Source organism: Streptomyces sp. NPDC000594 (genome assembly GCF_040299965.1).
Taxonomy (GTDB): Bacteria; Actinomycetota; Actinomycetes; order Streptomycetales; family Streptomycetaceae; genus Streptomyces.
In genome coordinates this window covers 1-23,889 of sequence record NZ_JBEPCY010000061.1, presented here as the reverse complement: position 1 = coordinate 23,889, position 23,889 = coordinate 1, and the positions used below count along the sequence as shown (strand labels likewise).

21 protein-coding genes are annotated in these 23,889 nt (G+C 72.7%); 2 read left to right on the top strand and 19 right to left on the bottom strand.

Going from position 1 to position 23,889, the window contains the following annotated elements:
* The coding region (gene fmt, locus ABT354_RS37380) for a methionyl-tRNA formyltransferase (protein ID WP_351502407.1) at positions 1-974 on the bottom strand (974 nt) is incomplete at its 3' end.
* 653 nt (positions 975-1,627) lie between these two features.
* Here fmt and ABT354_RS37375 point away from each other — a divergent pair.
* A complete protein-coding gene (locus ABT354_RS37375; RefSeq protein WP_351502405.1) occupies positions 1,628-2,167 on the top strand; it encodes a hypothetical protein in 540 nt (179 codons plus the stop codon).
* A gap of 33 nt (positions 2,168-2,200) precedes the next feature.
* Here ABT354_RS37375 and ABT354_RS37370 read toward each other — a convergent pair whose 3' ends face one another.
* From ABT354_RS37370 to pyrR, 14 genes are all read right to left on the bottom strand, one after another.
* On the bottom strand, positions 2,201-4,345 hold the full coding sequence (locus ABT354_RS37370) for a primosomal protein N' (RefSeq protein WP_351502403.1): 2,145 nt from the start codon (positions 4,343-4,345) through the stop codon (positions 2,201-2,203).
* A 102-nt stretch (positions 4,346-4,447) separates the two neighbouring features.
* Complete coding sequence (metK, locus tag ABT354_RS37365; RefSeq protein WP_351502401.1) at positions 4,448-5,668, bottom strand: methionine adenosyltransferase; 1,221 nt, start codon at positions 5,666-5,668, stop codon at positions 4,448-4,450.
* 267 nt (positions 5,669-5,935) lie between these two features.
* Positions 5,936-7,189, bottom strand: a complete 1,254-nt coding sequence (coaBC, locus tag ABT354_RS37360; RefSeq protein ID WP_351502409.1) for a bifunctional phosphopantothenoylcysteine decarboxylase/phosphopantothenate--cysteine ligase CoaBC — start codon at positions 7,187-7,189, stop codon at positions 5,936-5,938.
* 112 nt (positions 7,190-7,301) lie between these two features.
* Positions 7,302-7,574: a DNA-directed RNA polymerase subunit omega gene (rpoZ, locus tag ABT354_RS37355; RefSeq protein ID WP_005319902.1), complete on the bottom strand. Its 273-nt coding sequence runs from the start codon at positions 7,572-7,574 to the stop codon at positions 7,302-7,304.
* 198 nt (positions 7,575-7,772) lie between these two features.
* On the bottom strand, positions 7,773-8,345 hold the full coding sequence (gene gmk, locus ABT354_RS37350; protein ID WP_351502399.1) for a guanylate kinase: 573 nt from the start codon (positions 8,343-8,345) through the stop codon (positions 7,773-7,775).
* Between the two features lie 38 nt (positions 8,346-8,383).
* The gene (locus tag ABT354_RS37345) at positions 8,384-8,707 is read right to left on the bottom strand and encodes an integration host factor (RefSeq protein WP_003956414.1); all 324 of its coding nucleotides are present in this window, start codon (positions 8,705-8,707) and stop codon (positions 8,384-8,386) included.
* Positions 8,708-9,071: 364 nt separating this feature from the next.
* A complete protein-coding gene (gene pyrF / locus ABT354_RS37340) occupies positions 9,072-9,908 on the bottom strand; it encodes an orotidine-5'-phosphate decarboxylase (RefSeq protein ID WP_351502396.1) in 837 nt (278 codons plus the stop codon).
* A complete protein-coding gene (locus ABT354_RS37335; RefSeq protein ID WP_351502394.1) occupies positions 9,905-11,068 on the bottom strand; it encodes a quinone-dependent dihydroorotate dehydrogenase in 1,164 nt (387 codons plus the stop codon). The genes pyrF and ABT354_RS37335 overlap by 4 nt, the downstream gene beginning before the upstream one ends.
* Before the next feature lie 219 nt (positions 11,069-11,287).
* On the bottom strand, positions 11,288-14,605 hold the full coding sequence (carB, locus tag ABT354_RS37330; protein ID WP_351502392.1) for a carbamoyl-phosphate synthase large subunit: 3,318 nt from the start codon (positions 14,603-14,605) through the stop codon (positions 11,288-11,290).
* A complete protein-coding gene (gene carA / locus ABT354_RS37325) occupies positions 14,598-15,746 on the bottom strand; it encodes a glutamine-hydrolyzing carbamoyl-phosphate synthase small subunit (RefSeq protein WP_351502390.1) in 1,149 nt (382 codons plus the stop codon). The genes carB and carA overlap by 8 nt, the downstream gene beginning before the upstream one ends.
* On the bottom strand, positions 15,743-16,324 hold the full coding sequence (locus ABT354_RS37320) for a PH-like domain-containing protein (RefSeq protein ID WP_351502388.1): 582 nt from the start codon (positions 16,322-16,324) through the stop codon (positions 15,743-15,745). Before ABT354_RS37320 ends, carA begins: the two co-directional genes overlap by 4 nt.
* A complete protein-coding gene (locus ABT354_RS37315) occupies positions 16,321-17,607 on the bottom strand; it encodes a dihydroorotase (protein WP_351502385.1) in 1,287 nt (428 codons plus the stop codon). Before ABT354_RS37315 ends, ABT354_RS37320 begins: the two co-directional genes overlap by 4 nt.
* Before the next feature lie 2 nt (positions 17,608-17,609).
* Complete coding sequence (locus tag ABT354_RS37310) at positions 17,610-18,593, bottom strand: aspartate carbamoyltransferase catalytic subunit (protein WP_351502383.1); 984 nt, start codon at positions 18,591-18,593, stop codon at positions 17,610-17,612.
* A gap of 185 nt (positions 18,594-18,778) precedes the next feature.
* On the bottom strand, positions 18,779-19,375 hold the full coding sequence (pyrR, locus tag ABT354_RS37305; protein WP_351502381.1) for a bifunctional pyr operon transcriptional regulator/uracil phosphoribosyltransferase PyrR: 597 nt from the start codon (positions 19,373-19,375) through the stop codon (positions 18,779-18,781).
* Between the two features lie 274 nt (positions 19,376-19,649).
* On the opposite strand from pyrR, the gene bldD reads away from it, so the two are divergent.
* Entirely contained in the window at positions 19,650-20,150 is a 501-nt protein-coding gene (bldD, locus tag ABT354_RS37300) for a transcriptional regulator BldD (RefSeq protein ID WP_003956405.1), read from the top strand.
* Positions 20,151-20,479: 329 nt separating this feature from the next.
* On the opposite strand, the gene nusB is transcribed toward bldD, so the two are convergent.
* The 4 genes from nusB to ABT354_RS37280 all read right to left on the bottom strand — a co-directional run bounded on the left by nusB (position 20,480) and on the right by ABT354_RS37280 (position 23,721).
* Complete coding sequence (gene nusB / locus ABT354_RS37295; protein ID WP_351502379.1) at positions 20,480-20,908, bottom strand: transcription antitermination factor NusB; 429 nt, start codon at positions 20,906-20,908, stop codon at positions 20,480-20,482.
* Positions 20,909-20,910: 2 nt separating this feature from the next.
* Positions 20,911-21,477, bottom strand: a complete 567-nt coding sequence (efp, locus tag ABT354_RS37290) for an elongation factor P (RefSeq protein WP_351502376.1) — start codon at positions 21,475-21,477, stop codon at positions 20,911-20,913.
* A gap of 59 nt (positions 21,478-21,536) precedes the next feature.
* Positions 21,537-22,643, bottom strand: a complete 1,107-nt coding sequence (locus tag ABT354_RS37285; protein ID WP_351502374.1) for an aminopeptidase P family protein — start codon at positions 22,641-22,643, stop codon at positions 21,537-21,539.
* Between the two features lie 175 nt (positions 22,644-22,818).
* The gene (locus ABT354_RS37280) at positions 22,819-23,721 is read right to left on the bottom strand and encodes an AAA family ATPase (RefSeq protein ID WP_351502372.1); all 903 of its coding nucleotides are present in this window, start codon (positions 23,719-23,721) and stop codon (positions 22,819-22,821) included.
* Between the last annotated feature and the right edge of the window lie 168 nt (positions 23,722-23,889).

Here is a 23,889-nt window from a genome sequence, read left to right as displayed (position 1 = left end):
GGGGCCCCCCCGCCGCGCCCGCCGGGCCCCACCCGGGCGGCCGGGACGCCCAGGCTCTCGCCGGGGGCGATCCGCACCCCGCGGGCCCAGTCGGCGGCCTGCATCGGCTTCTTGCCCTGCGGCTGGACCCAGAGCAGCTCGACGGCGTACGAGCCGGTGCCGACATGGACGTCCTTCTTGGTCACCGCGAGGGCGCCGGGGGCGAGGCCGGTGCGGTCGGGCACCGGGCGGGCGGCGACCAGCTTGAGCCGCTCGCCCCGGAACTCGGTCCAGGCGCCGGGGGCGGGGGTGCAGCCGCGCACCACCCGGTCCACCCGCAGCGCGGGCGCGCTCCAGTCGACCCGGGCGTCCTCGACGGTGAGCTTGGAGGCGAGCGAGACACCCTCGGCGGGCTGGGGCACGGCGGTCAGGGTGCCGTCCTCGATGCCGTCCATGGTCGCCGCGAGCAGCCCGGCACCGGCGAAGGCGAGCCGGGTGAGGAGGTCCCCGCTGGTGTCGGTGGGGCGGACCAGCTCGGTGAGCACGCCGTAGACCGGGCCGGAGTCCAGCCCCCGCTCGATGAGGAAGGTCGACGCCCCGGTCACCTCGTCCCCGGCGAGCACGGCGTGCTGGACGGGGGCGGCGCCGCGCCAGGCGGGCAGCAGCGAGAAGTGGAGGTTGACCCAGCCGTGGGCGGGCACGTCCAGGGCGGTCTGGGGCAGCAGGGCGCCGTAGGCGACGACGGGGCAGCAGTCCGGGGCGATCTCGCGGAGCCGGGCGAGGAAGTCCTCGTCCCTCGGGTGGGCGGGCCGCAGGATCTCGATCCCGGCCTCCTCGGCACGCTGGGCGACGGGGCTGGCGACCAGCCGCCGCCCCCGCCCGGCGGGCGCGTCCGGCCGGGTGACCACGGCGGCCACCTCATGGCGCCCCGACGCGATCAGGGCGTCCAGGGCGGGGACGGCGACCTCGGGGGTGCCTGCGAAGACGAGCTTCATCGGTGCTGACTGCCTCTCGGGGTGCCGGACTCGGCGACAACGATCACCGCCGCACCAGTCTAGGTCCTGTGCCCCGACCCCTTGTGGCCACCCGCGACCGGATGCCTTGCCGTGCCCTCGACGGTGGCCTCAGTCCGGCCTCTCCGGCCGCTGAGGGGCAGGGGCCTCAAAAATCAGCCCCATGGGGGTCCCCCCGGACGAAGTCTGGGGGAGATTGAGAAGCGGGGGCCTCAAAGTCAAGCCCCTCCGGCGCTTGAGGAGCGGGGTTCGGGGCTGGCCCCGACGTCCGGCCGAGGTGACTCGGTGCCGAGGTCCGTCCTCAATCGCCGGACAGGCTGAAATTGACCGACCCGGGGCCGGGGTCCGTCCTCAAACTCCCCCAGACCTCGTCCGGGGGCACCATCGGGCTGAAAACGCGACACTCGGGCCCGAGGTCCTGAAAATGCGGCCCCCCGGGGCCGAGGCGCGGGGGTGGTGCGGGGGGCGTACGGGAGTCCGCGCGCCCTGGGTCTTCGCGCTGACGCCCCCGCAGCGTGACCAGATCACCCGCTGGCGCGTTGGTCAAGAGAGATTGACCCGAAGCGGGCCGCCCGGAAGCGATACCGGACGCGATGCGGCCCGACCCTTTCAACGCCGGTTCGAGAGGCTTCCCCATGGCCGACCACGCAACCCACGACGCCCAAGCCCGAGCAAGTCTGCACTTGTTGGTGCGGGACATCGAGCGGGTCCGCCGGCAGGTGGACGCGTTGCGCACCCTCACCGCCCAGCTGGGCAATGTCTACCGCCCGCGCCGCTCCGGGCCCTCCACGGGCTTCGTCGTCTACGGCAGAGCACCCGCCCCGACCGTCCGCCTCGCCCAGGAGCTGCGGGACAGCGTCGAGACCCTGGTGACCGCGGCGGTCGACTTCGACCGCTCGCTCGGCTTCTCCTGGGACGCGGTGGGCTCGGCCCTCGGCGTCACCAAGCAGGCGGTGCACCGCCGCTACGGCGCCCGCCGGGCCACCCCGCAGACCGTCACCGGCGAGGACCGCGCCCCCGAGCCCGCCGGCACCCGCACCCTGCCGGGCCCGCTGCCCGCCGCACTGCCCGCCGCGGTCCCCGCCGCCCGGGTGATGCCACCGCACCTCGTCGGCGGCCAGCCGCTGCGGGAGGACCCCCGCCCCGGCGCCTTCCCCGGCCCGCGCAACGGCTGAGCACCCACCGCCGGGCGGGCCCATCGGCCTGGATCAGCCGATGTCGAGAGGATCGACCCGCACCCGGACCTGAGGCGCGCCGCCCCGGGCCGTCCGGGCGGCCTGGGCGGCCTTCAGCGCCGCCGCCAGCGGGGCACCGCTGCCCGGGGGCACCCGCAGCAGCACCCGCTCCCAGACCTCCCCCGGCGGCGGGTCACCGGGCCGCCGCGGCCGGCCCGGCGGTGGCGACGGCAGCCGCACCGGCCCCAGCACCTCCGCCTCCGGCGGCAGCCCGGCCGACGCGACGAACGCCTCCACCGCCGCCAGGGTCCCCGTCACCGACGCCATCCGCGACACCGGCGGAAAGCGCAGCTCGGCCCGGTCCGCCAGCTCCCGGCGGGCGTGCCCCGCCGGATCCCAGCGGACCAGCCCCTGCACCGGCCGCAGCGTCGGCTCGGCGACGACCACCACCGTGCCGCCCTCGCTCTGCGGCCGGACCAGCGCCGCCGCGTCCAGCCAGCGGCGCAGCGCGTCCTCCCCCGCCCGCAGATCGGGCCGGCCCAGCAGCGCCCAGCCGTCCAGCAGCAGGGCCGCCGCATAGCCGCCCTCGGCGACCGGCTCCGCCCCCGGGGTGCTCACCACCAGCGCCGGCCGGTCCGGGACCGCGTCCAGCACATGGTCGCGCCCGGAGGTGCGCACCGGGACCGCCGGGAAGGCCCGGCCCAGCTCCTCGGCGGTGCGCTGGGCGCCCACCACCCGGGCCCGCAGCCGGAAGCCGCCGCACTCGGGGCAGTGCCAGGCGGTCTCCTCCCGGGCGCACCAGCGGCAGACGAGATCCCGCTCACCGGGCGCCTCCAGCGGACCCGCGCAGTGCCGGCAGCGGGCCGGGGCCCGGCACCGCTCACAGCCGAGGCCGGGCACATAGCCCCGCCGGGGCACCTGGACCAGGACCGGACCGGTGCGCAGCCCGTCCCGTACCGCCTGCCAGGCCAGACTGGGCAGCCGGGCGGCCCGGGCCGCCTCGTCCCGGGCCAGCTCCTGGTCGCCGACGGTACGGACCAGCGGCGCGGCGGCCCGGACCTGCTCCCGCTCGGCGGCCAGCGGCAGCGCCCAGCCGCTCTCCACCAGCTGGGCCGCCTCCACCGTGCAGCCCAGCGAGCCGAGGAGGAAGCCGCAGCGCTCCTGGGCCGCCCGCAGTTCGAGGACCTCGCGGACATGGGGGAAGGGGGCGTTCTCGTCGCTGTGGCTGGAGTCCCCGTCGTCCCAGATCGCGACCAGGCCCAGGGCCTCGACGGGGGCGAACATCGCGGCCCGGGTGCCGACGACGGCCCGGACCGAGCCCCGGCGGACGGCGAGCCACTGGCGGTACCGCTCGGCGGGCCCGGACTCGGCGGTCAGCAGGGCGTGCCGGCCCTCCCCGAGCAGCGCGGTGAGCGCCGCGTCCACCCGGGCGGCCCGCTTGCCGTCGGGGACCACGACCAGGGCGCCGCGCCCGGCGGCGAGGGTGGCGGCGACGGCGCGCGCCAGCTCGTCCGGCCAGTGCGGCCCCGGCAGCGCGGTCCACACCGCCCGGGGGGCGCCGCCCTCCGCGAGCGCCCGCAGAAAGGCCGGGCCCCGGGCGTACCGGGACCAGCCGCCGGGTGCGGGGGCCGGGGGCGGCGGCAGCGCCGGGGGGGACGGCTCGGACTCGGCGCGGCCGTTCCGCGGCGGGACGGCGAGCTGGAGGACATCGGCGAGCGATCCCGCGTACCGGTCGGCGACGGCACGGGCGAGTGCCAGGGTCCCGGGGCCGAGGACCGGCTCCGGTGAGACCACATAGGCCAGCGCGGCCAGCGCCCCCCGGTAGTCCGAGGTGGCGCGGCGCTCCACGAGAAAGCCGTCGACCAGGCCGCCGCCCTCGCGCCGCCCGTCGCGCACCCGGTGCGCCCCGGCGCCGAAGCGCACCCGCACCCGCACCCCGGGCTGTGCGTCGGCGTCCAGCTCGGCGGGGACGGCGTAGTCGAAGTACTGGTCGAGGTGGAGCACCCCTTTGTTGACCACCACCCGGGCGACGGGCAGCTCGGGGGCCAGCTCGGCCCCCCGCCAGGTACGCGGCTTGGCCCGGGGGGTCCGCGCCTTGCGCACGGTCTCCCGGATCAGCGCGAGCTGCTCGGGCGCACCGGCCCCGGGCTCCTCGGGCTGCTTCTCTTCGCTGCTCACAGCCTCATTCGTACCAGAGGGCACCGACAGTGCGGCGGGACGCCGATGGCCCCGGCCGCCCCCTGAGGGGCCGCCGGGGCCATCGGACCGGGAGGGGACGGCTCAGAGGCCGGCCGCCGCCCGGAGGGCGTCCACGCGGTCGGTGCGCTCCCAGGTGAAGTCGGGCAGCTCCCGGCCGAAGTGCCCGTACGCCGCGGTGCGGGCGTAGATCGGGCGCAGCAGATCCAGATCACGGATGATCGCGGCCGGACGGAGGTCGAAGACCTCGGCGATGGCCTGCTCGATCCGCTCGGTGTCGACGGTGGCGGTGCCGAAGGTCTCCACGAAGAGTCCGACCGGCTCGGCCTTGCCGATGGCGTACGCGACCTGGACCTCGCAGCGGGCGGCGAGACCGGCGGCCACGACGTTCTTGGCGACCCAGCGCATGGCGTAGGCGGCGGAGCGGTCGACCTTGGACGGGTCCTTGCCGGAGAAGGCGCCGCCGCCGTGGCGGGCCATGCCGCCGTAGGTGTCGATGATGATCTTGCGGCCGGTGAGACCGGCGTCACCCATGGGGCCGCCGATCTCGAAGCGGCCGGTCGGGTTCACCAGCAGGCGGTAGCCCTCGGTGTCCAGCTTGATGCCGTCCTCCACCAGCTGGGCGAGGACATGCTCGACCACGAACTCGCGGATGTCGGGCGCGAGCAGCGAGTCGAGGTCGATGTCGGAGGCGTGCTGCGAGGAGACGACCACGGTGTCCAGACGGACCGCCTTGTCACCGTCGTACTCGATGGTGACCTGGGTCTTGCCGTCCGGGCGGAGGTAGGGGATGGTGCCGTTCTTGCGGACCTCGGTGAGCCGGCGGGAGAGCCGGTGCGCGACGTGGATCGGCAGCGGCATCAGCTCGGGCGTCTCGTCGCAGGCGTACCCGAACATCAGGCCCTGGTCGCCGGCGCCCTGCTTGTCCAGCTCGTCGTCCCGGTCGCCGGCGCCGCCCTCGACGCGCTTCTCGTAGGCCGTGTCCACGCCCTGGGCGATGTCGGGCGACTGTGCGCCGATGGAGACGGAGACACCACAGGAGGCGCCGTCGAAGCCCTTCTTCGAGGAGTCGTAGCCGATCTCCAGGATCGTGTTCCGCACCAGCGTGGGGATGTCGGCGTAGGCCTTGGTGGTCACCTCGCCGGCCACATGGACCAGGCCGGTGGTGATGAGGGTCTCCACGGCGACGCGGGAGGTGGGGTCCTCCCGCAGAAGAGCGTCGAGGATGGTGTCGCTGATCTGGTCGGCGATCTTGTCGGGGTGACCCTCGGTCACGGACTCCGAGGTGAAGAGACGGCGGGACACATCGCTCCCTGGGGTTGCAGCGGCTGCTGGCTGATCATTGGCGGAGCGGACGGGGAGCTGCGCCCCGTGCCGTTCCTGGGCTCAGTTTATCCACCACCGCCCGGCTGAGGACCACCCCGTCTCGCTCCGTGGGAGTCGAAGGTCCATGTGGAGGGGGCCAAAGTCGGGCGGAGACGGGGCCTGAGGTGCTGGTGGGACTCCTGGGGAACATGGGACGAAGGTCCCGCGGGCGCGCGGCGCGGCAGTGGGTGGACCGGCCGCGGGCGCTCAGCGCAGCAGCGGGTGGACCAGGTCCCAGACGGTGTCCGCGAGGGCCTCCTTGGGCCCGTGCGGTACGGGGGTCTCGGTGCCGTCGGCGGCCAGGACCACCGCCTCGTTCTCCTCGGCGCCGAAGGTCCTGCGCTCCCCCACCTCATTGACGACCAGCAGGTCGCACCCCTTGCGGCGCAGCTTCGCGCGGCCGTTGGCGAGCACGTCGTCGGTCTCGGCGGCGAAGCCCACGATCACCTGATCGGCCCGGGCCCGTTCGGCGGAGATCTCGGCGAGGATGTCGGGGTTGCGGACCAGGGCGACGGGCGCGGGCTCCTCGCCGTCCTTCTTCTTGATCTTGCCGCCCGCGTACACGGCGGGGCGGAAGTCGGCGACGGCCGCCGCCATGACCACCGCGTCGGCGTCCCGGGCCGCCGCGAGGACGGCCTCGCGCAGCTCGACCGCGGTGCCGACCCGGACGATGTCCACGCCCGCCGGGTCGGGCAGCTGGGTGTTGGCCTCGATCAGGGTGACCCTGGCCCCCCGGGCGGCGGCGGTACGGGCGAGGGCGTACCCCTGCTTGCCGGAGGAGCGGTTGCCGAGGAAGCGGACCGGGTCCAGGGGCTCCCGGGTGCCGCCCGCGCTGATCACGACATGGCGTCCGGCCAGGTCGGGGGCGGCGGTGCCACGGGCCAGCACCCGGCGGCAGACCTCGAAGATCTCGGCCGGGTCGGGCAGCCGCCCCTTGCCGGTGTCGACGCCGGTGAGCCGGCCGACGGCGGGCTCGATGACGACGACGCCCCGGCGGCGCAGGGTGGCGACATTCTCCTGGGTGGCCGGGTGCTCCCACATCTCGGTGTGCATGGCCGGGGCGAGCACCACCGGGCAGCGGGCGGTCAGCAGGGTGTTGGTGAGCAGGTCGTCGGCGAGGCCATGGGCCGCCTTGGCCAGCAGGTCCGCGGTGGCGGGGGCGACGACGACCAGATCGGCGCCCTGCCCGATGCGGACATGCGGCACCTCGTGGACATCGGACCAGACCTCGGTGGAGACGGGCTGTCCGGAGAGGGCCGACCAGGTGGCCGCCCCGACGAAGTGCAGCGCCGACGCGGTCGGCACCACCCGGACCGCGTGCCCCGACTCGGTGAGCCGTCGCAGCAGCTCGCACGCCTTGTAGGCGGCGATGCCCCCGCTGACGCCCAGGACCACCCTCGGCTTCTCCACTGTGCCTCCCCGCACTCCGGCCTCCCGCACTGCGCGGGCGTACCGCTCCATCACACACCACAGGCCCGGCGGGGGTGCCGCCGGGCCTGTGGTCATGACGCTCTCGGGGTCGAGCCGCTGTCTCCAGCCGCCGCGAGCCGAGCGCTGTGTGGAGCGCGTGGGACTACTGCGCCGGGCCCTCGATGGCCTCGGAGGTCAGCAGACCGGCGTTGATCTCGCGCAGGGCGATCGAGAGGGGCTTCTCGTGGACGTGGGTGTCCACCAGCGGACCGACGTACTCCAGCAGGCCCTCGCCGAGCTGGGAGTAGTACGCGTTGATCTGACGCGCACGCTTGGCCGCGTAGATCACGAGGCTGTACTTCGAGTCCGTGGCCTCGAGCAGCTCGTCGATCGGCGGGTTGATGATGCCCTCGGGCGCGGTGATGGAAGAGGACACGCTCTACCTTCCGAATGATGGGAAAAGATCGTTGGTGTTTCTCTGACCGGAGTGTTCTTCCCGGGCGGGATTCCTGAACGTGCTGCCCGGATGTTTTCCCCGGATGGGCTTCCCGTGTACTCCCCGTGACACGTGCTGTGCACTTGTCGTGCACTCAGCTGGACCGGGAAGTCCGGACCGGGAAGTTCACTCGAAAGATCACTCTCCGGAAGACACCGTCATCAAGGCTAGCAGCTCACGCGCCACATCCTCGACGGAGGTGTTGACCAGGGTGGTGTCGAACTCCGCCTCGGCGGCCAGTTCGATCTTCGCGGCCGCCAGCCGCCGCTCGATCACCTCGGGGGACTCGGTGCCCCGCCCGGTGAGGCGACGGACCAGTTCGTCCCAGCTCGGCGGGGCCAGGAAGACCAGCTGCGCCTCGGGCAGGGACTCCTTGACCTGGCGGGCGCCCTGGAGGTCGATCTCCAGGAGGACGGGCTCGCCCGCCTCCAGCCGCTCCAGGACCGCCTGGCGCGGTGTGCCGTAGCGGTTGCCCGCGAACTCGGCCCATTCCAGGAGCTCACCATTGGCGATGAGCTTGTCGAACTCGTCGTCGGCGACGAAGAAATACTGCACGCCATGACGTTCGCCGGGGCGCGGTTTTCTGGTGGTGGCCGACACCGAGAGCCAGACCTCGGGGTGGACCTTGCGCATATGCGCGACGACCGTGCTCTTGCCGACCCCGGAGGGGCCGGAGAGCACGGTCAGCCGCGGACGTACCTCTACTGCCATGCAGCGATTATCCAGGTTCCCGGGGGTGCCCGGGAACGTCAGGCGGGACCACCGCCGAACTCGCGTTCCAGGGAAGCGATCTGGTTCGAGCCAAGACCGCGCACCCGGCGGCTCTCGGAAATGCCCAGTCGCTCCATGATCTGCTTGGCGCGGACCTTGCCCACGCCGGGCAGGGACTCCAGCAGGGCGGAGACCTTCATCTTGCCGATGACGTCGTTCTCCTGGCCCTGCTTGATGACCTCGTGGAGCGAGGCGCCGGAGTGCTTGAGTCGATTCTTGACCTCGGCCCGCTCCCGGCGAGCCGCGGCGGCCTTTTCGAGCGCGGCTGCGCGCTGTTCAGGGGTAAGGGGCGGAAGAGCCACGCCTACGTCACCTCGGATGTCGAACTGTCGGATGAAGAGCGGTGAGGAACCCAGTAGCCCCACACCAGGGGAGCAACGAGCAACACAGTTGCGCGTTCGCTCTTCGACGGAGACTAGCGGGCCGCACCGCTCCAGTCAGCGAGAACAAGCGAAAAGTCCTGGTCAGCATCGGCCGACCAGGACTTTTACGACATATCGGCCGTGATTTCGGCCAAGTTTTTGTCAAGAGGGCGGATACACGCGTTTCACCAGCGGCCCTTGCGTGGTTTTGCCATGGACTTATCGGACCCCGAACGGAGTATCCGCATGGTCACCGAGGGCGTTTTTCTGTCCTCCGCGCCCCCCGGTGACGCCCCTTTCACTCCTACACGCCCCCTCGAACGGCGGCAGCGATCTCCTCCGCGAACCGGTCCGCCGCCGCGCGCAGCCCCGCCGCGTCGGGTCCGTGCCGCAGCACCCCCCGGCTCACGCTGGGCACGACCTGGCCCAGCGCCGCGCCGAAGACCCGGGGAAGGTCGGCCGGGGTCGCGCCCTGGGCACCGATCCCGGGGGCCAGCAGGGGCCCGTTGATCGCCAGATCCACCCCGGCGTCGCCCAGGGTGGCGCCGATGACCGCGCCCACCGAGCCCAGCGGCTCGGCACCGGCGTTCTCGGCCGCCATGTGGTCCAGCATCACCTGGGCGAGCGGACGGCCGTCGGCGACGGTGGCGCGCTGCACCTCGGCGCCCTCCGGGTTGGAGGTCAGCCCGAGGACGAAGACACCCGAGCCGGAGGCCGCGGCGGCGTCCAGCGCCGGCCGCAGCGAGCCGAAGCCCAGATACGGCGAGACGGTGACCGCGTCGGAGAAGAGCGGCGAGGCCGGGTCGAGATAGGTGGCGGCGTAGGCGGCCATGGTGGAGCCGATGTCCCCGCGCTTGGCGTCCATCAGGACCAGCGCGCCCGCCGCACGGGCCTCGGCGACGGCCCGCTCCAGGACGGCGACGCCCCGGGAGCCGAAGCGCTCGAAGAACGCGGACTGCGGCTTGAGGACCGCGACCCGGTCGGCGAGGGCCTCCACCGTCGTCCGGGTGAACCGCTCCAGACCGGCGACCGTGTCGTCCAGACCCCAGTCGGCGAGCAGGGCGGCATGCGGGTCGATTCCCACACAGAGCGGGCCGCGCTCGTCCATGGCGGCGCGCAGCCGGGTGCCGAAGGGGGTCACGCGGCGCTCTCCTCGGTGGGGACGGACGGTGCGGTACGGGCCTCTCCGGCGGTACGGGCCTCGCCTGCGGTACGGACGGAGGCGCCGACGGCCTCGGCGAGGGTGGCGTAGGGGCTGGCGGCGAGCCGGGCCGCGAGGCCCCGGTGGATCGCACGGGACCAGAAGGGGCCCTCGTAGATGAAGGCGCTGTACCCCTGGACCAGGGTGGCCCCGGCGAGGATGCGCTGCCAGGCGTCCTCGGCGGTCTCCACGCCGCCGACGCCCACCAGGGTGATCCGGTCGCCCACCCGGGCGTACAGCCGGCTCAGCACCGCCAGGGAGCGCTCCTTGAGGGGGGCGCCGGAGAGTCCGCCGGTCTCGGCGGTCAGCTCGGCCGGGGAGGCCAGGCCCTCCCGGGAGATGGTGGTGTTGGTGGCGATGATGCCGTCGAGGCCGAGTTCCACGGCGAGGTCGGCGACCGCGTCGATGTCCTCGTCGGCGAGATCGGGGGCGATCTTGACCAGGAGCGGGACCCGCCGGGAGGTGACGGTACGGTCGGCGGCCTCGCGGACGGCGGTCAGCAGCGGGCGCAGGGACTCGGTGGCCTGGAGGTTGCGCAGCCCCGGCGTGTTCGGCGAGGAGACATTCACCACGAGATAGTCGGCGTGCGCGGCGAGCCGCTCGGTGGAGGTGACGTAGTCGCCGACGGCCTCCGCCTCGGGGACGACCTTGGTCTTGCCGATGTTGACGCCGACGACGCCCTTGAAGACGGGGCGGCGCTCGGCGAGGCGCTGGGCGACGGCGGCGGAGCCCTCGTTGTTGAAGCCCATGCGGTTGATCAGGGCACGGTCCGGGATCAGCCGGAAGAGCCGCTTCTGGGGGTTGCCGGGCTGGGCCAGGGCGGTGACGGTGCCGATCTCGACATGGTCGAAGCCGAGCATGGTCAGCCCGTCGATCGCGACGGCGTTCTTGTCGAATCCGGCGGCGAGCCCGAAGGGACCGTGCATCCGCAGCCCCAGGGCCTCGGTGCGCAGCTCCGTGTGGCGGGGGGCGAGGACGGCGGCGGCGAAGGTGCGCAGGACGGGGACGGCGGCGGCCAGCCGGATCCAGCGCATGGCCAGGTGGTGGGCCTTCTCGGGGTCCATCCAGCGGAAGACCAGGGTGAAGAAGAGCTTGTACATGGTGGGGTCCTCATCAGGAGGGGGACACCGTTTCCGGTGTCCCCCTCGGGTCTCGTCCTAGGGTCTGTCGGTTGGATCAGGCTGGATCAGGGAGCGGGGTCTGGTGCCGTGCATCGCAAGGCGGAGGAATGAGTCCATGCGGAGCATCGGCGATTGACGACAACGCCGCGAGGTGCGGTGCCAGGGCACGCGAGCCCAGCCTGATCCAACCGGGAGGCCCTAGTCGCGGGCGGCGGTGAGCCGCTGGGCGTGTTCCTGGAGGGAGCGGACCCCGACCTCGCCGCGGCCCAGCGCGTCGATGCCCTGGACGGCGGCGGCGAGCGCCTGGACCGTGGTGAGGCAGGGCACGGAGCGGGCCACCGCGGCGGTGCGGATGTCGTATCCGTCGAGCCGGCCGCCGGTGCCGTACGGGGTGTTGACGATGAGGTCGACCTCGCCGTCGTGGATCAGCTGGACGATGGTCCGCTCGCCGTCCGGGCCCTCGCCCTCGCTGTGCTTGCGCACCACGGTGGCGTTGATGCCGTTGCGCTTGAGGACCTCGGCGGTGCCGGAGGTGGCGAGCAGCTCGAAGCCATGGGCGACCAGCTCACGCGCCGGGAAGATCATCGAGCGCTTGTCGCGGTTGGCGACGGAGATGAAGGCGCGGCCCTTGGTGGGCAGCGGGCCGTAGGCGCCCGCCTGGGACTTGGCGTAGGCGGTGCCGAAGACCGTGTCGATGCCCATGACCTCGCCGGTGGAGCGCATCTCCGGGCCGAGGACGGTGTCGACGCCGCGGCCGTGGATGTCGCGGAAGCGCGACCACGGCATGACCGCCTCCTTGACGGAGATCGGCGCGTCCATGGGCAGGGTGCCGCCGTCGCCCTCGCGGGGCAGCAGCCCCTCGGCGCGCAGCTCGGCGATGGTGGCGCCGAGCGAGATCCGGGCGGCGGCCTTGGCCAGCGGGACGGCGGTGGCCTTGGAGGTGAAGGGGACGGTCCGGGAGGCGCGCGGGTTGGCCTCCAGGACATAGAGGATGTCCCCGGCCATGGCGAACTGGATGTTGATCAGTCCGCGGACGCCGACGCCCCGGGCGATGGCCTCGGTGGAGGCGCGCAGCCGCTTGATGTCGAAGCCGCCCAGGGTGATGGGGGGCAGGGCACAGGCCGAGTCGCCGGAGTGGATGCCGGCCTCCTCGATGTGCTCCATGACGCCGCCGAGGTACAGCTCCTCGCCGTCGTAGAGGGCGTCGACGTCGATCTCGATGGCGTCGTCCAGGAAGCGGTCGACCAGGACCGGCCGGGTGGGGCTGATCTCGGTGGACTCGGCGATGTACGACCGGAGGCGGGCCTCCTCGTACACGATCTCCATACCGCGGCCGCCCAGCACATAGGAGGGGCGGACCAGGACGGGGTAGCCGATCTCGTCGGCGATGGCCTTGGCCTCGTCGAAGGTGGTGGCGGTGCCGTGCTTGGGGGCGGGCAGTCCGGCCTCGGCCAGGACCCGGCCGAAGGCGCCGCGGTCCTCGGCGGCGTGGATGGCCTCCGGGGAGGTGCCGACGACGGGGACGCCGTTGTCCTTGAGCGCCTGGGCGAGGCCGAGCGGGGTCTGGCCGCCCAGCTGGACGATGACGCCCGCGACCGGGCCGGCCTGCGACTCGGCGTGGACGATCTCCAGGACGTCCTCCAGGGTGAGCGGCTCGAAGTAGAGCCGGTCGGAGGTGTCGTAGTCGGTGGAGACGGTCTCCGGGTTGCAGTTGACCATGACGGTCTCGTACCCGGCGTCGCTGAGCGCGAAGGAGGCGTGGACGCAGGAGTAGTCGAACTCGATGCCCTGGCCGATACGGTTGGGCCCGGAGCCGAGGATGATCACGGCGGGCTTCTCGCGCGGGGCGACCTCGGTCTCCTCGTCGTACGAGGAGTAGAAGTACGGGGTGCGGGCGGCGAACTCGGCGGCGCAGGTGTCGACGGTCTTGTAGACCGGCCGGACGCCGAGGGCGTGCCGGACCTCGCGGACGACCTCCTCGCGCAGTCCGCGGATGTCCGCGATCTGGGAGTCGGAGAAGCCGTGCCGCTTGGCCTCGGCGAGCAGCTCGGGGGTCAGCTCCTCGGCGGTGGCCAGCTCGTCGGCGTACTCCTTGATCAGGAAGAGCTGGTCCACGAACCAGGGGTCGATCCGGGTGGCCTTGAAGACCTCCTCGGGGGTGGCCCCGGCGCGGATGGCCCGCATGACCGTGTTGATCCGGCCGTCGGTGGGACGGACGGAGGCGCGCAGCAGCTCGTCCTTGTCGCCGAGGGCGGCCGGGTCGCCGGCGAAGTCGAACTGGCTGCCCTTCTTCTCCAGGGAGCGCAGGGCCTTCTGGAGCGCCTCGGTGAAGTTGCGGCCGATGGCCATGGCCTCGCCGACCGACTTCATGGTGGTGGTGAGGGTGGCGTCGGCGGAGGGGAACTTCTCGAAGGCGAAGCGGGGGGCCTTGACGACGACATAGTCGAGGGTCGGCTCGAAGGAGGCCGGGGTCTTCTCGGTGATGTCGTTGGGGATCTCGTCCAGGGTGTAGCCGACGGCGAGCTTCGCGGCGATCTTGGCGATGGGGAAGCCGGTGGCCTTGGAGGCGAGGGCGGAGGAGCGGGAGACCCGGGGGTTCATCTCGATGACGATGATCCGGCCGTCGACCGGGTTGACCGCGAACTGGATGTTGCAGCCGCCGGTGTCGACACCGACCTCGCGGATGATGGCGATGCCGATGTCCCGCAGCCGCTGGTACTCACGGTCGGTGAGGGTCATCGAGGGGGCGACGGTGATGGAGTCACCGGTGTGCACGCCCATGGGGTCGAAGTTCTCGATGGAGCAGACGACCACGACATTGTCGTTGCGGTCGCGCATCAGCTCCAGCTCGTACTCCTTCCAGCCGAGGATGGACTCCTCCAGGAGGACCTCGGTGGTCGGGGAGAGGGTGAGGCCCTGTCCGGCGATCCGGCGCAGCTCCTCCTCGTCGTGGGCGAAGCCGGAGCCGGCGCCGCCCATGGTGAAGGAGGGGCGGACGACGACGGGGTAGCCGCCGAGGGTTTCGACGCCGGCCAGGACGTCGTCCATGGAGTGGCAGATCACCGAGCGGGCGGACTCGCCGTGGCCGGTCTTGCGCCGGACCTCCTCGACGACTCCCTTGAACAGCTCGCGGTCCTCGCCCTTGTTGATGGCGGCCACATTGGCGCCGATCAGCTCGACACCGTAGGTCTCCAGGATGCCGCGCTCATGGAGGGAGATGGCGGTGTTGAGGGCGGTCTGGCCGCCGAGGGTCGGCAGCAGCGCGTCGGGGCGCTCCTTGGCGATGATCTTCTCGACGAACTCGGGGGTGATCGGCTCGACGTAGGTGGCGTCGGCGATCTCCGGGTCGGTCATGATCGTGGCCGGGTTGGAGTTGACCAGGATGACCCGCAGGCCCTCGGCCTTGAGGACCCGGCACGCCTGGGTGCCGGAGTAGTCGAACTCGGCGGCCTGGCCGATGACGATCGGGCCGGAGCCGATGACCAGGACGGACTGGATGTCGGAGCGCTTAGGCACGCTGGCCCTCCATCAGGGAGACGAAGCGGTCGAAGAGGTAGGCGGCGTCGTGCGGGCCGGCTGCCGCTTCGGGGTGGTACTGGACGCTGAAGGCGGGCCGGTCGAGCAGCCGGAGCCCCTCCACCACGTTGTCGTTGAGGCAGACGTGGGAGACCTCGACCCGGCCGTAGGGGGTGTCGGAGACCCGGTCGAGGGGGGCGTCGACGGCGAAGCCGTGGTTGTGCGCGGTGACCTCGACCTTGCCGGTGGAACGGTCCTGCACCGGCTGGTTGATGCCGCGGTGGCCGTACTTCAGCTTGTAGGTGCCGAAGCCGAGGGCGCGGCCGAGGAGCTGGTTGCCGAAGCAGATGCCGAAGAGCGGGGTGCCCCGCTCCAGGACGCCCTGGACGACGGAGAGGTCGGCGGTGGCCGGGTCGCCGGGGCCGTTGGAGAGGAAGACGCCGTCGGGCTGGATCGCGTACACATCCTCCACGGTGGCGGTCGCGGGCAGGACGTGCACCTCGATGCCGCGCTCGGCCATCCGGTGCGGGGTCATGCCCTTGATGCCGAGGTCGAGGGCGGCGACGGTGAAGCGCTTCTCGCCGATCGCCGGGACGACATAGGTGTCGGTGGTGGCGACCTCGGCGGAGAGGTCGGCGCCGGTCATCTCGGGGGCCCGGCGGACCCGGTCGAGCAGGGTGGCCTCGTCGGCGAGGGTGTCGCCGGAGAAGATGCCCACCCGCATGGCGCCGCGGTCCCGCAGATGGCGGGTGAGGGCGCGGGTGTCGATGCCGCTGATGCCGACCACGCCCTGGGAGGTCAGCTCCTGGTCGAGGGTGTGCCGGGAGCGCCAGTTGGAGCGGACCCGGGAGGGGTCGCGGACCACATAGCCGGCGACCCAGATCCGCTGGGACTCGTCGTCCTCGTGGTTGACGCCCGTGTTGCCGATGTGGGGGGCGGTCATGACCACGACCTGGCGGTGGTACGAGGGGTCGGTCAGGGTTTCCTGGTAGCCGGTCATGCCGGTGTTGAAGACCGCTTCGCCGAAGGTCTCCCCCACGGCCCCGTAGGCACGGCCGCGGAAGGTGCGGCCGTCCTCCAGGACGAGAACGGCGGGAGCTGCGTTCTTCGCCGCAGTCTTCCCCGGGGTGGAGGTCGTCATCGTACGCCTTCCGTCGTGTCGGTCAGGTGGTTCAGGGTGGTGACCCACTCGGTGTGCCCGGCGGCGCTGTCCGAGCGGAAACCGGAGTCGATCAGGGTGTCGCCGAGCTGCCAGGTGATGATCAGGAGGCCGCCCTCGGCGAGGACCTTCCCGGCGATTCCCTTGTCGAGGCGGGCCTCGCGCAGGTCGGCGAGCGGGATGTGGAAGTCGCGCGCGCCGGGGCGTACGACGGTGAGTCCGGTGTCGGTGAGGGTCAGCTCGACCAGGCTGCGGACGCCGAGGCCATGGGCGACGATCCGGTCGAGCCACTGCCCGGCGGTGGTGGAGCCGTGGTAGCGGCCGGTCAGGGTGAGCCGGGGGGTACCGGGCTCCGCCGGCGGGGCGGCGGGCTCGGGGAGCCCGGACTGGAGGCTGCCGCGCCATTTCCAGCCCTGCCGCATCAGCCACCAGACCAGGGCGACGAAGAGGGCAAGACCGATGACCCAGCCGATGCGGGCCGCCCAGTCGGTGACCTCCGCGGACTTCTTCTCGGTGGCGAGATGGGCGGCGGCGGCTGCGATGTGGGTGAGTGATGTCACGCGAGTTTCCCGTCGAGTACCGTGGCGCGGCCCCGGAGGAAGGTGTGGGTGACGCGGCCCGGCAGCTCACGCCCCTGGTAGGGGGTGTTGCGGCTGCGGGAGGCGAAGCCCTCGGGGTCCACGCTCCCACGGTATGCCGGATCGACCAGGACCAGGTTGGCGGGCTCCCCCGCGGCGACCGGGCGGCCGTGTCCGGCGAGGCGGCCGATGTGCGCGGGGCGGAAGGACATCCGGTCGGCGACGCCCGCCCAGTCCAGCAGCCCGGTCTCCACCATCGTCTCCTGGACGACGGAGAGCGCGGTCTCCAGGCCGACCATGCCCATGGCCGCGGCGCCCCACTCGCAGTCCTTGTCCTCGTGGGGGTGGGGGGCGTGGTCGGTGGCCACACAGTCGATGGTGCCGTCGGCGAGCGCCTCGCGCAGGGCCAGCACATCGGCCTCGGTGCGCAGCGGCGGGTTCACCTTGTAGACGGGGTTGTAGGTGCGGACCAGCTCGTCGGTGAGGAGCAGGTGGTGCGGGGTGACCTCGGCGGTCACATCCCAGCCCTTGGACTTGGCCCAGCGGACGATCTCGACCGAGCCGGCCGTGGAGAGGTGGCAGACGTGCAGCCGGGAGCCGACATGGGCGGCGAGCAGCACATCGCGGGCGATGATCGACTCCTCGGCGACGGCGGGCCAGCCGCCGAGGCCCAGCTCGGCGGAGACGACGCCCTCGTTCATCTGGGCGCCCTCGGTGAGGCGGGGCTCCTGGGCGTGCTGGGCGACGACGCCGTCGAACGCCTTCACGTACTCCAGCGCCCGGCGCATGATCACGGCATCGTCCACGCACTTGCCGTCGTCGGAGAAGACCTTCACCCCGGCGGCGGAGTCGTGCATGGCGCCCAGCTCGGCGAGGTGCTTGCCCTCCAGGCCCACGGTGACGGCGCCGACCGGCTGGACGTCGCAGTAGCCGGACTCCTTGCCGAGGCGCCAGACCTGCTCGACCACACCGGCGGTGTCGGCGACGGGGAAGGTGTTGGCCATGGCGTGGACGGCGGTGTAGCCGCCGACGGCCGCGGCCCTGGTGCCGGTGAGGACGGTCTCGGAGTCCTCGCGGCCGGGCTCGCGCAGATGGGTGTGGAGGTCGACCAGGCCCGGCAGGAGGATCCGGCCCGCGCCCTCGACGACCTGGGCGCCCTCGGCGCTCAGCCCGGTGCCGACCCCGGCGATCAGCTCGCCGTCGATGAGGACGTCCTGGACGGCGCCGCCGAGTACCTGCGCGCCACGGATGAGGATCTTGCTCATGATTACTGGTTCTCCTGGGTACGCGCGGGGGCGGGGGTGGCGGGCTCGTAACCGCCCATCAGCAGATAGAGGACGGCCATCCGGGTGGAGACGCCGTTGGCGACCTGCTCCACGGCGGTGCAGCGGTCGGAGTCGGCGACCTGGGCGGTGATCTCCATGCCGCGGTTCATCGGGCCGGGGTGCATCACGATGGCGTGCTCCGGCATGGTGGCCATCCGGTCGCCGTCGAGTCCGTAGCGGCGGGAGTACTCGCGCTCGGTGGGGAAGAAGGCGGCGTTCATCCGCTCCCGCTGGACGCGGAGCATCATCACGGCGTCCGCGGTGGGCAGCACCCGGTCGAGGTCGTAGGAGACCTCGCAGGGCCAGTGCTCGACACCGATGGGGAGCAGGGTCGGCGGGGCCACCAGGGTGACCTCGGCGCCGAGGGTGTGGAGCAGCAGCACATTGGAGCGGGCGACCCGGCTGTGCAGGATGTCGCCGACGATGGTGATCCGGCGGCCTGCCAGGTCACGGCCGAGGCCGGCGTCCCGTCCGACCAGCCGGCGGCGCATGGTGAAGGCGTCGAGGAGGGCCTGGGTGGGGTGCTCGTGGGTGCCGTCCCCGGCGTTGACGACGGCGCCGTCGATCCAGCCGGAGTTGGCGAGCCGGTAGGGGGCGCCGGAGGCGTGGTGGCGGATGACGACGGCGTCCGCGCCCATCGCCTCCAGGGTCAGGGCGGTGTCCTTGAGGGACTCGCCCTTGGAGACCGACGACCCCTTGGCGGAGAAGTTGATCACGTCGGCGGAGAGGCGCTTGGCGGCGGCCTCGAAGGAGATCCTGGTCCGGGTCGAGTCCTCGAAGAAGAGGTTGACGACGGTGCGCCCGCGGAGGGTGGGCAGCTTCTTGATCGGCCGGTCGGCGACGCGCGCCATCTCCTCGGCGGTGTCGAGGATGAGGACGGCATCGTCACGCGAGAGGTCGGCGGCCGAGATGAGGTGGCGCTTCATCGAAGGGCTCCGATGGGTGTCGGGGAGGCGCGCGGGTCGTATCGCGCAGGGTCGTATCGCGGGCTGGGTGTCGCGGGCTGTGTCGCGGGCATTATGCGGACAATCCGGGCGGGACGGGCCGCAGTGCGCACGGGTGCGCCGCCGATGGGCCGTGGGAGGGCCCGGGGCGGGGCGGTGGCGCGGGGCTACTCCCCGGCGGCCGGGGCGGGGTCGCGGGGGGTGTCGCGCAGGCCGAGCAGCACGGTGTCGCGGCCGTCCTCCTCGGCGAGCTGCACCCGGACCGTCTCGCGCAGCGAGGTGGGGAGGTTCTTGCCCACATAGTCGGCGCGGATGGGCAGCTCGCGGTGGCCCCGGTCGACCAGGACGGCGAGCTGGACCGCGCGGGGGCGACCGATGTCGCCGAGGGCGTCGAGGGCGGCGCGGATGGTGCGGCCGGAGAAGAGCACATCGTCGACGAGGACGACCAGCCGGCCGTCGACGCCGTCCCCGGGGATCTCGGTGCGGCCCAGCGCGCGGGCGGGTCGCAGCCGCAGATCGTCGCGGTACATGGTGATGTCGAGCGAGCCGACGGGCATCGCCCGGCCGGTGATCTCCTCCAGCTTGGCGGCGAGCCGCCGGGCGAGGAAGACCCCCCGGGTGGGGATGCCGAGCAGGACCACGTCGTCGGCGCCCTTGGCGCGTTCGACGATCTCGTGGGCGATACGGGTCAGGACCCGGGCGATGTCGGGCGCCTCGAGAACGGGGCGGGCGGCATCGGAGTGGTGCGTGCGGTGCGTGTCCATACGGAACGGACCTCCTTCTCCGCCTCACGGGACGGACCTTAAAGGACGTCTGGATTTCCTGACCACCGTACCAGGGGCCACTGGGGTGACGGACCCACCCCCGCACCAACCGCATCGAACCGGACAGGAGACGATCTCTCGCCACGAACGGATCATGACAAGTTACCGGTCCGGACCACCCGGCTTGACGCATCCAAGTAACTCTGCGTAACCTCACAGTGAGTTACCAGCCGCGCGGCTGAGCCGCACGTCGTCACAGCGTCCGGGGAGCTATATGTCCAGCGAATACGCAAAACAGCTCGGGGCCAAGCTCCGCGCCATCCGCACCCAGCAGGGGCTGTCCCTCCACGGCGTGGAAGAGAAGTCCCAGGGCCGCTGGAAGGCCGTGGTGGTCGGTTCGTACGAGCGCGGCGACCGCGCCGTCACCGTCCAGCGCCTGGCCGAGCTGGCCGATTTCTACGGTGTCCCGGTGCAGGAGCTGCTGCCGGGCACGACCCCCGGCGGTGCCGCCGAGCCCCCGCCGAAGCTGGTCCTGGACCTGGAGCGGCTGGCGCATGTCCCGGCCGAGAAGGCGGGCCCGCTCCAGCGGTACGCCGCCACCATCCAGTCCCAGCGCGGTGACTACAACGGCAAGGTGCTCTCGATCCGTCAGGACGATCTGCGCACCCTGGCCGTGATCTACGACCAGTCGCCGTCCGTGCTCACCGAACAGCTGATCAGCTGGGGTGTGCTCGACGCGGACGCGCGTCGCGCGGTCAGCCACGAGGAGAGCTGAGCGGACCACCGCTCGGGCGGAGTGCCGCCCCTCCCCCTGGGAGGACTCGAAGAAACGTCACGCCAGAAGGGCGGGCCCGACCGGGCCCGCCCTTCTCGTATGCCACCACCGCCCTCTGGACGGGCGCTGCGGGCCTCGCGGGGCCGCTTCCGCCCCAGGGGCCACCGGCGCCCCGCGAGGGCCGCACCCGGCGACTGACGGGCCCGGACAGTACGCGGGGCGGGGACAGCGCTCCGGGCGGGTACGGGGCCCGGACAGCACTCCGGGCCCGGACCCGACGACCCAGAGGTCGCCGGGCACGGGCCCGGGATGAGCACGGTGCGCGCCCGCTACTCGCGGCGCAGGCTCGGCTTGAGGTCCTTGAAGCGGCCGAGGAGGCCGTTCACGAAGGAGGGCGACTCATCGGTGGAGAACTCCCTGGCGAGCAGCACCGCCTCGTCGATCACCACCGCGTCCGGCGTCCCGTCCACCCAGACCAGCTCATAGGTGCTGAGCCGCAGGATGTTCCGGTCCACGACCGGCATCCGGTCCAGATCCCAGCCCTCGGCATAGGTGGCGATGAGATCGTCGATCCGGGGCGCGTACTCCGCGTACCCCTCGACCAGCTCCATCGTGTACTCGGTGACGGGAGGCTGGCGGGTGTCGGTCCGTGAGTGGCGGATCCAGTCAGCGAGGACGGTCTGCACGGAGACACCGCGCTGATCGGCCTCGAAGAGAATCTGGAAGGCACGCTTACGGGCCTTGTTGCGGGCGGCCACGGTTAGCTGTTCACCCGGCTGAGGTAGTCGCCGGAGCGGGTGTCGACCTTGATCTTCTCACCCGTGGTGATGAACAGCGGCACCTGGACGGTGAAGCCGGTCTCCAGCTGGGCGGGCTTGGTGCCACCGGTGGAGCGGTCGCCCTGGACACCGGGCTCGGTCTCCGCGATCACCAGCTCCACGGCGGCGGGCAGCTCGACATAGAGCACCTCGCCCTCGTGGGTGGCGACGGTGGCGGTGAAGCCCTCGATCAGGAAGTTCGCGGCGTCACCGACGGCCGGGCGGGAGACATGCAGCTGGTCGTACGTCTGCATGTCCATGAAGACGAAGTAGTCGCCGTCCATGTACGAGAACTGCATGTCGCGGCGGTCGACGGTGGCCGTCTCGACCTTCACACCGGCGTTGAACGTCTTGTCGACGGTCTTGCCGGACAGCACGTTCTTCAGCTTGGTGCGCACGAAGGCCGGGCCCTTGCCGGGCTTGACGTGCTGGAACTCGACGACGGACCAGAGCTGGTCGTTGTCGAGCTTGAGCACCATGCCGTTCTTGAGGTCGTTCGTGGAAGCCACGGTTGCGGAATCTCCTGGACTGACGCTGGTGGACGACCGAGGGCTGCGGCCCCGCGCCCTCAGAGCGCGAGCAGTTCCTTGGTCGTGATGGTGAGTAGCTCGGGTCCGCCGTCCGCCTCCTGGCGCACGACGAGCGTGTCATCGATCCGGACGCCGCCCCGGCCCGGGAGGTGGACCCCCGGTTCGACGGTGACCGGCACGCAAGCGTCCAGTTTACCCATGGCGGCCGGGGCCAGCTGCGGGTCCTCGTCGATTTCCAGGCCGACACCGTGCCCGGTGAGCGGTGCGAGGCCCTCGCCATGGCCCGCGGCGTCCAGGATCTGGCGGGCCGCGCGATCCACATCACGGCAGGCGGCGCCGGGTGTCAGCGCCTCCCGGGCGGCCCGCTGGGCGGCGAAGACCAGGTCGTACAACTCGATCTGCCACTGGGCCGGTGAGGTGCCGATCACGAAGGTACGGCCGATCTCACAGCGATACCCCCGGTAGTCGGCACCCACACAGACCGAGAGGAAGTCACCCTCCTCCACCCGGCGGTCGGTGGGGTGATGGCCCCGGCGGCCGGAGTGCGGCCCGGTCGCCACCGAGGTACGGAAGGCGGGGCCGTCCGCCCCGTGGTCGATCAGCCGTCGCTCCAGCTCCAGGGCGAGATGGCGCTCCGTCCGGCCGACCAGGATCGACTCCAGCAGCTCCCCCAGGGCCTGATCAGTGATCTCGGCGGCGATCCGCAGACAGGCGATCTCCTCCTCGTCCTTGACCACCCTCAGCTGCTCCACCGCGAATCCCAGATCGACCAGGTCCAGCCGGGGCGCCACGGAGCGGAGCGCGCGATGGCGGGCGACGGTCAGATGGTGCTCCTCGACGGCGAGCGAGGTGCCGCCGGCGGAGCGGGCGAGATCGGCGGCGGCGACGGCGGGATCCCCGGCGCTGCCGGGCAGCACGGTGAGCCGCAGCCCCTCGTCGGGGTGGCCCTCGCCATCGGTCCCGGTGGGTTCCCGGGGGCAGAGCAGCACATCCTCGGCGGGCCCGAGCAGCAGGACCGCCCCCCAGGGGGCGCCCCCGGCGAGGTAGCGCACATTGGCGGGACGGGAGACGAGGGCTCCGGCGGTGCCGGTGGCGGCGCACCGCTCACGCAGGCGGTCCCGGCGGACCCCATACACCTCAGACATGCCCCGAGCGTACGAGCGACGCGCCGGTACGGCCCGCCGGGGCGTCCGACCGGGGTGCGGGGCGGGGTCCCGGTACGGCGGGGTCCCGGCCCCCTCGAAGACACTGCGGCGGCGCCGGGGACGGGGGGCCGAACGGGTGACGCGTCCCCGGCCCGGCTCCGGGGCGGGGTGCCCGTCAGGGAGCTGCGGCGGGGCCCGGGGGCCGGGCCGGCGGCGGGCCGCTCATCGCGCGGGTGAGGGCCTCGTCCAGCGCGCGGGCCGTGGTCTCGACATCCTGGTGGGAGTTGTCGATGATCGGCAGCCCGGAGCCGTACCAGCCCGCCATCCGGCCGTGGATGGAGGCGACCTCCTCGTCCCCGAGCCTGCGGTTGCCGGTGCGCCGGGCGTTGCGCTCCAGGACGGTCTCCAGTCCGGGCAGCAGCACCACCGGCAGCAGCCCCGGTCCGACATGGCGCTTCCAGCCGCCGAGCCCGACGACGGGCCAGTCCGGGAAGACCGCGTCGTCGATGACGCAGGAGATCCCGTTGGCCAGGAAGTTGCGGGCGGCGAAGCCGCAGGTGCGCCGGGCGAGCCGGTACTGGGCCTCGGAGTGCTCGTTCCAGCCGGCCCGGGGGTCGGCGAAGCCGGAGCACACCCACTCCCGGACGTCGTCCAGGCTGATGTGGGCGGTGGGGACCCGGCGGCGGGTCGCCCAGTGGCGGGCGACCGTGGTCTTGCCCGCGCCGGCGGGCCCGATGAGCAGGACGGCGAGCGGCGCGGTGAGGGCGGTGGGGGGTATCGCCGGACCGTCGGCGGCCGGGTCCCGGTGCGGACCCGACGGGGGTACGGAGGGATGCGACCCCGGCGGCGGTACGGAAGCGTGCGACCCCGACGGGGGTACGGAGAGGTGCGCGGCCGGGTGCGGTCCCGACGGAGGCACGCCGGGGTGCGGTCCCGGCGGGGGCGCGGCGGGGTGCGGCGGGCTCCAGCCGGGGTGCGGCTGCGGGGGATGCGGCGGTGGCGGCTGCGCGGGGGACGGCCCCGCCCATCCGGTCCCCGTACCCCGGTCCGGCGGCTGGGCCCCCACGGCGTGCTCCATCCCCTGCCACTCCCGTCCCCTGCGACTGCCACGGCCAGGGTGGCGGCCCCCTCCCCCACCCGACCCGAACGGTACCCCCCGTACGCCGTGCGCCCGCCTCCCGGTAGCTCCGGGGGGGGCGGGGGCGGGGCCCGGGGGGGGGGGGGTACCCGGGCACAGCACCCCCCG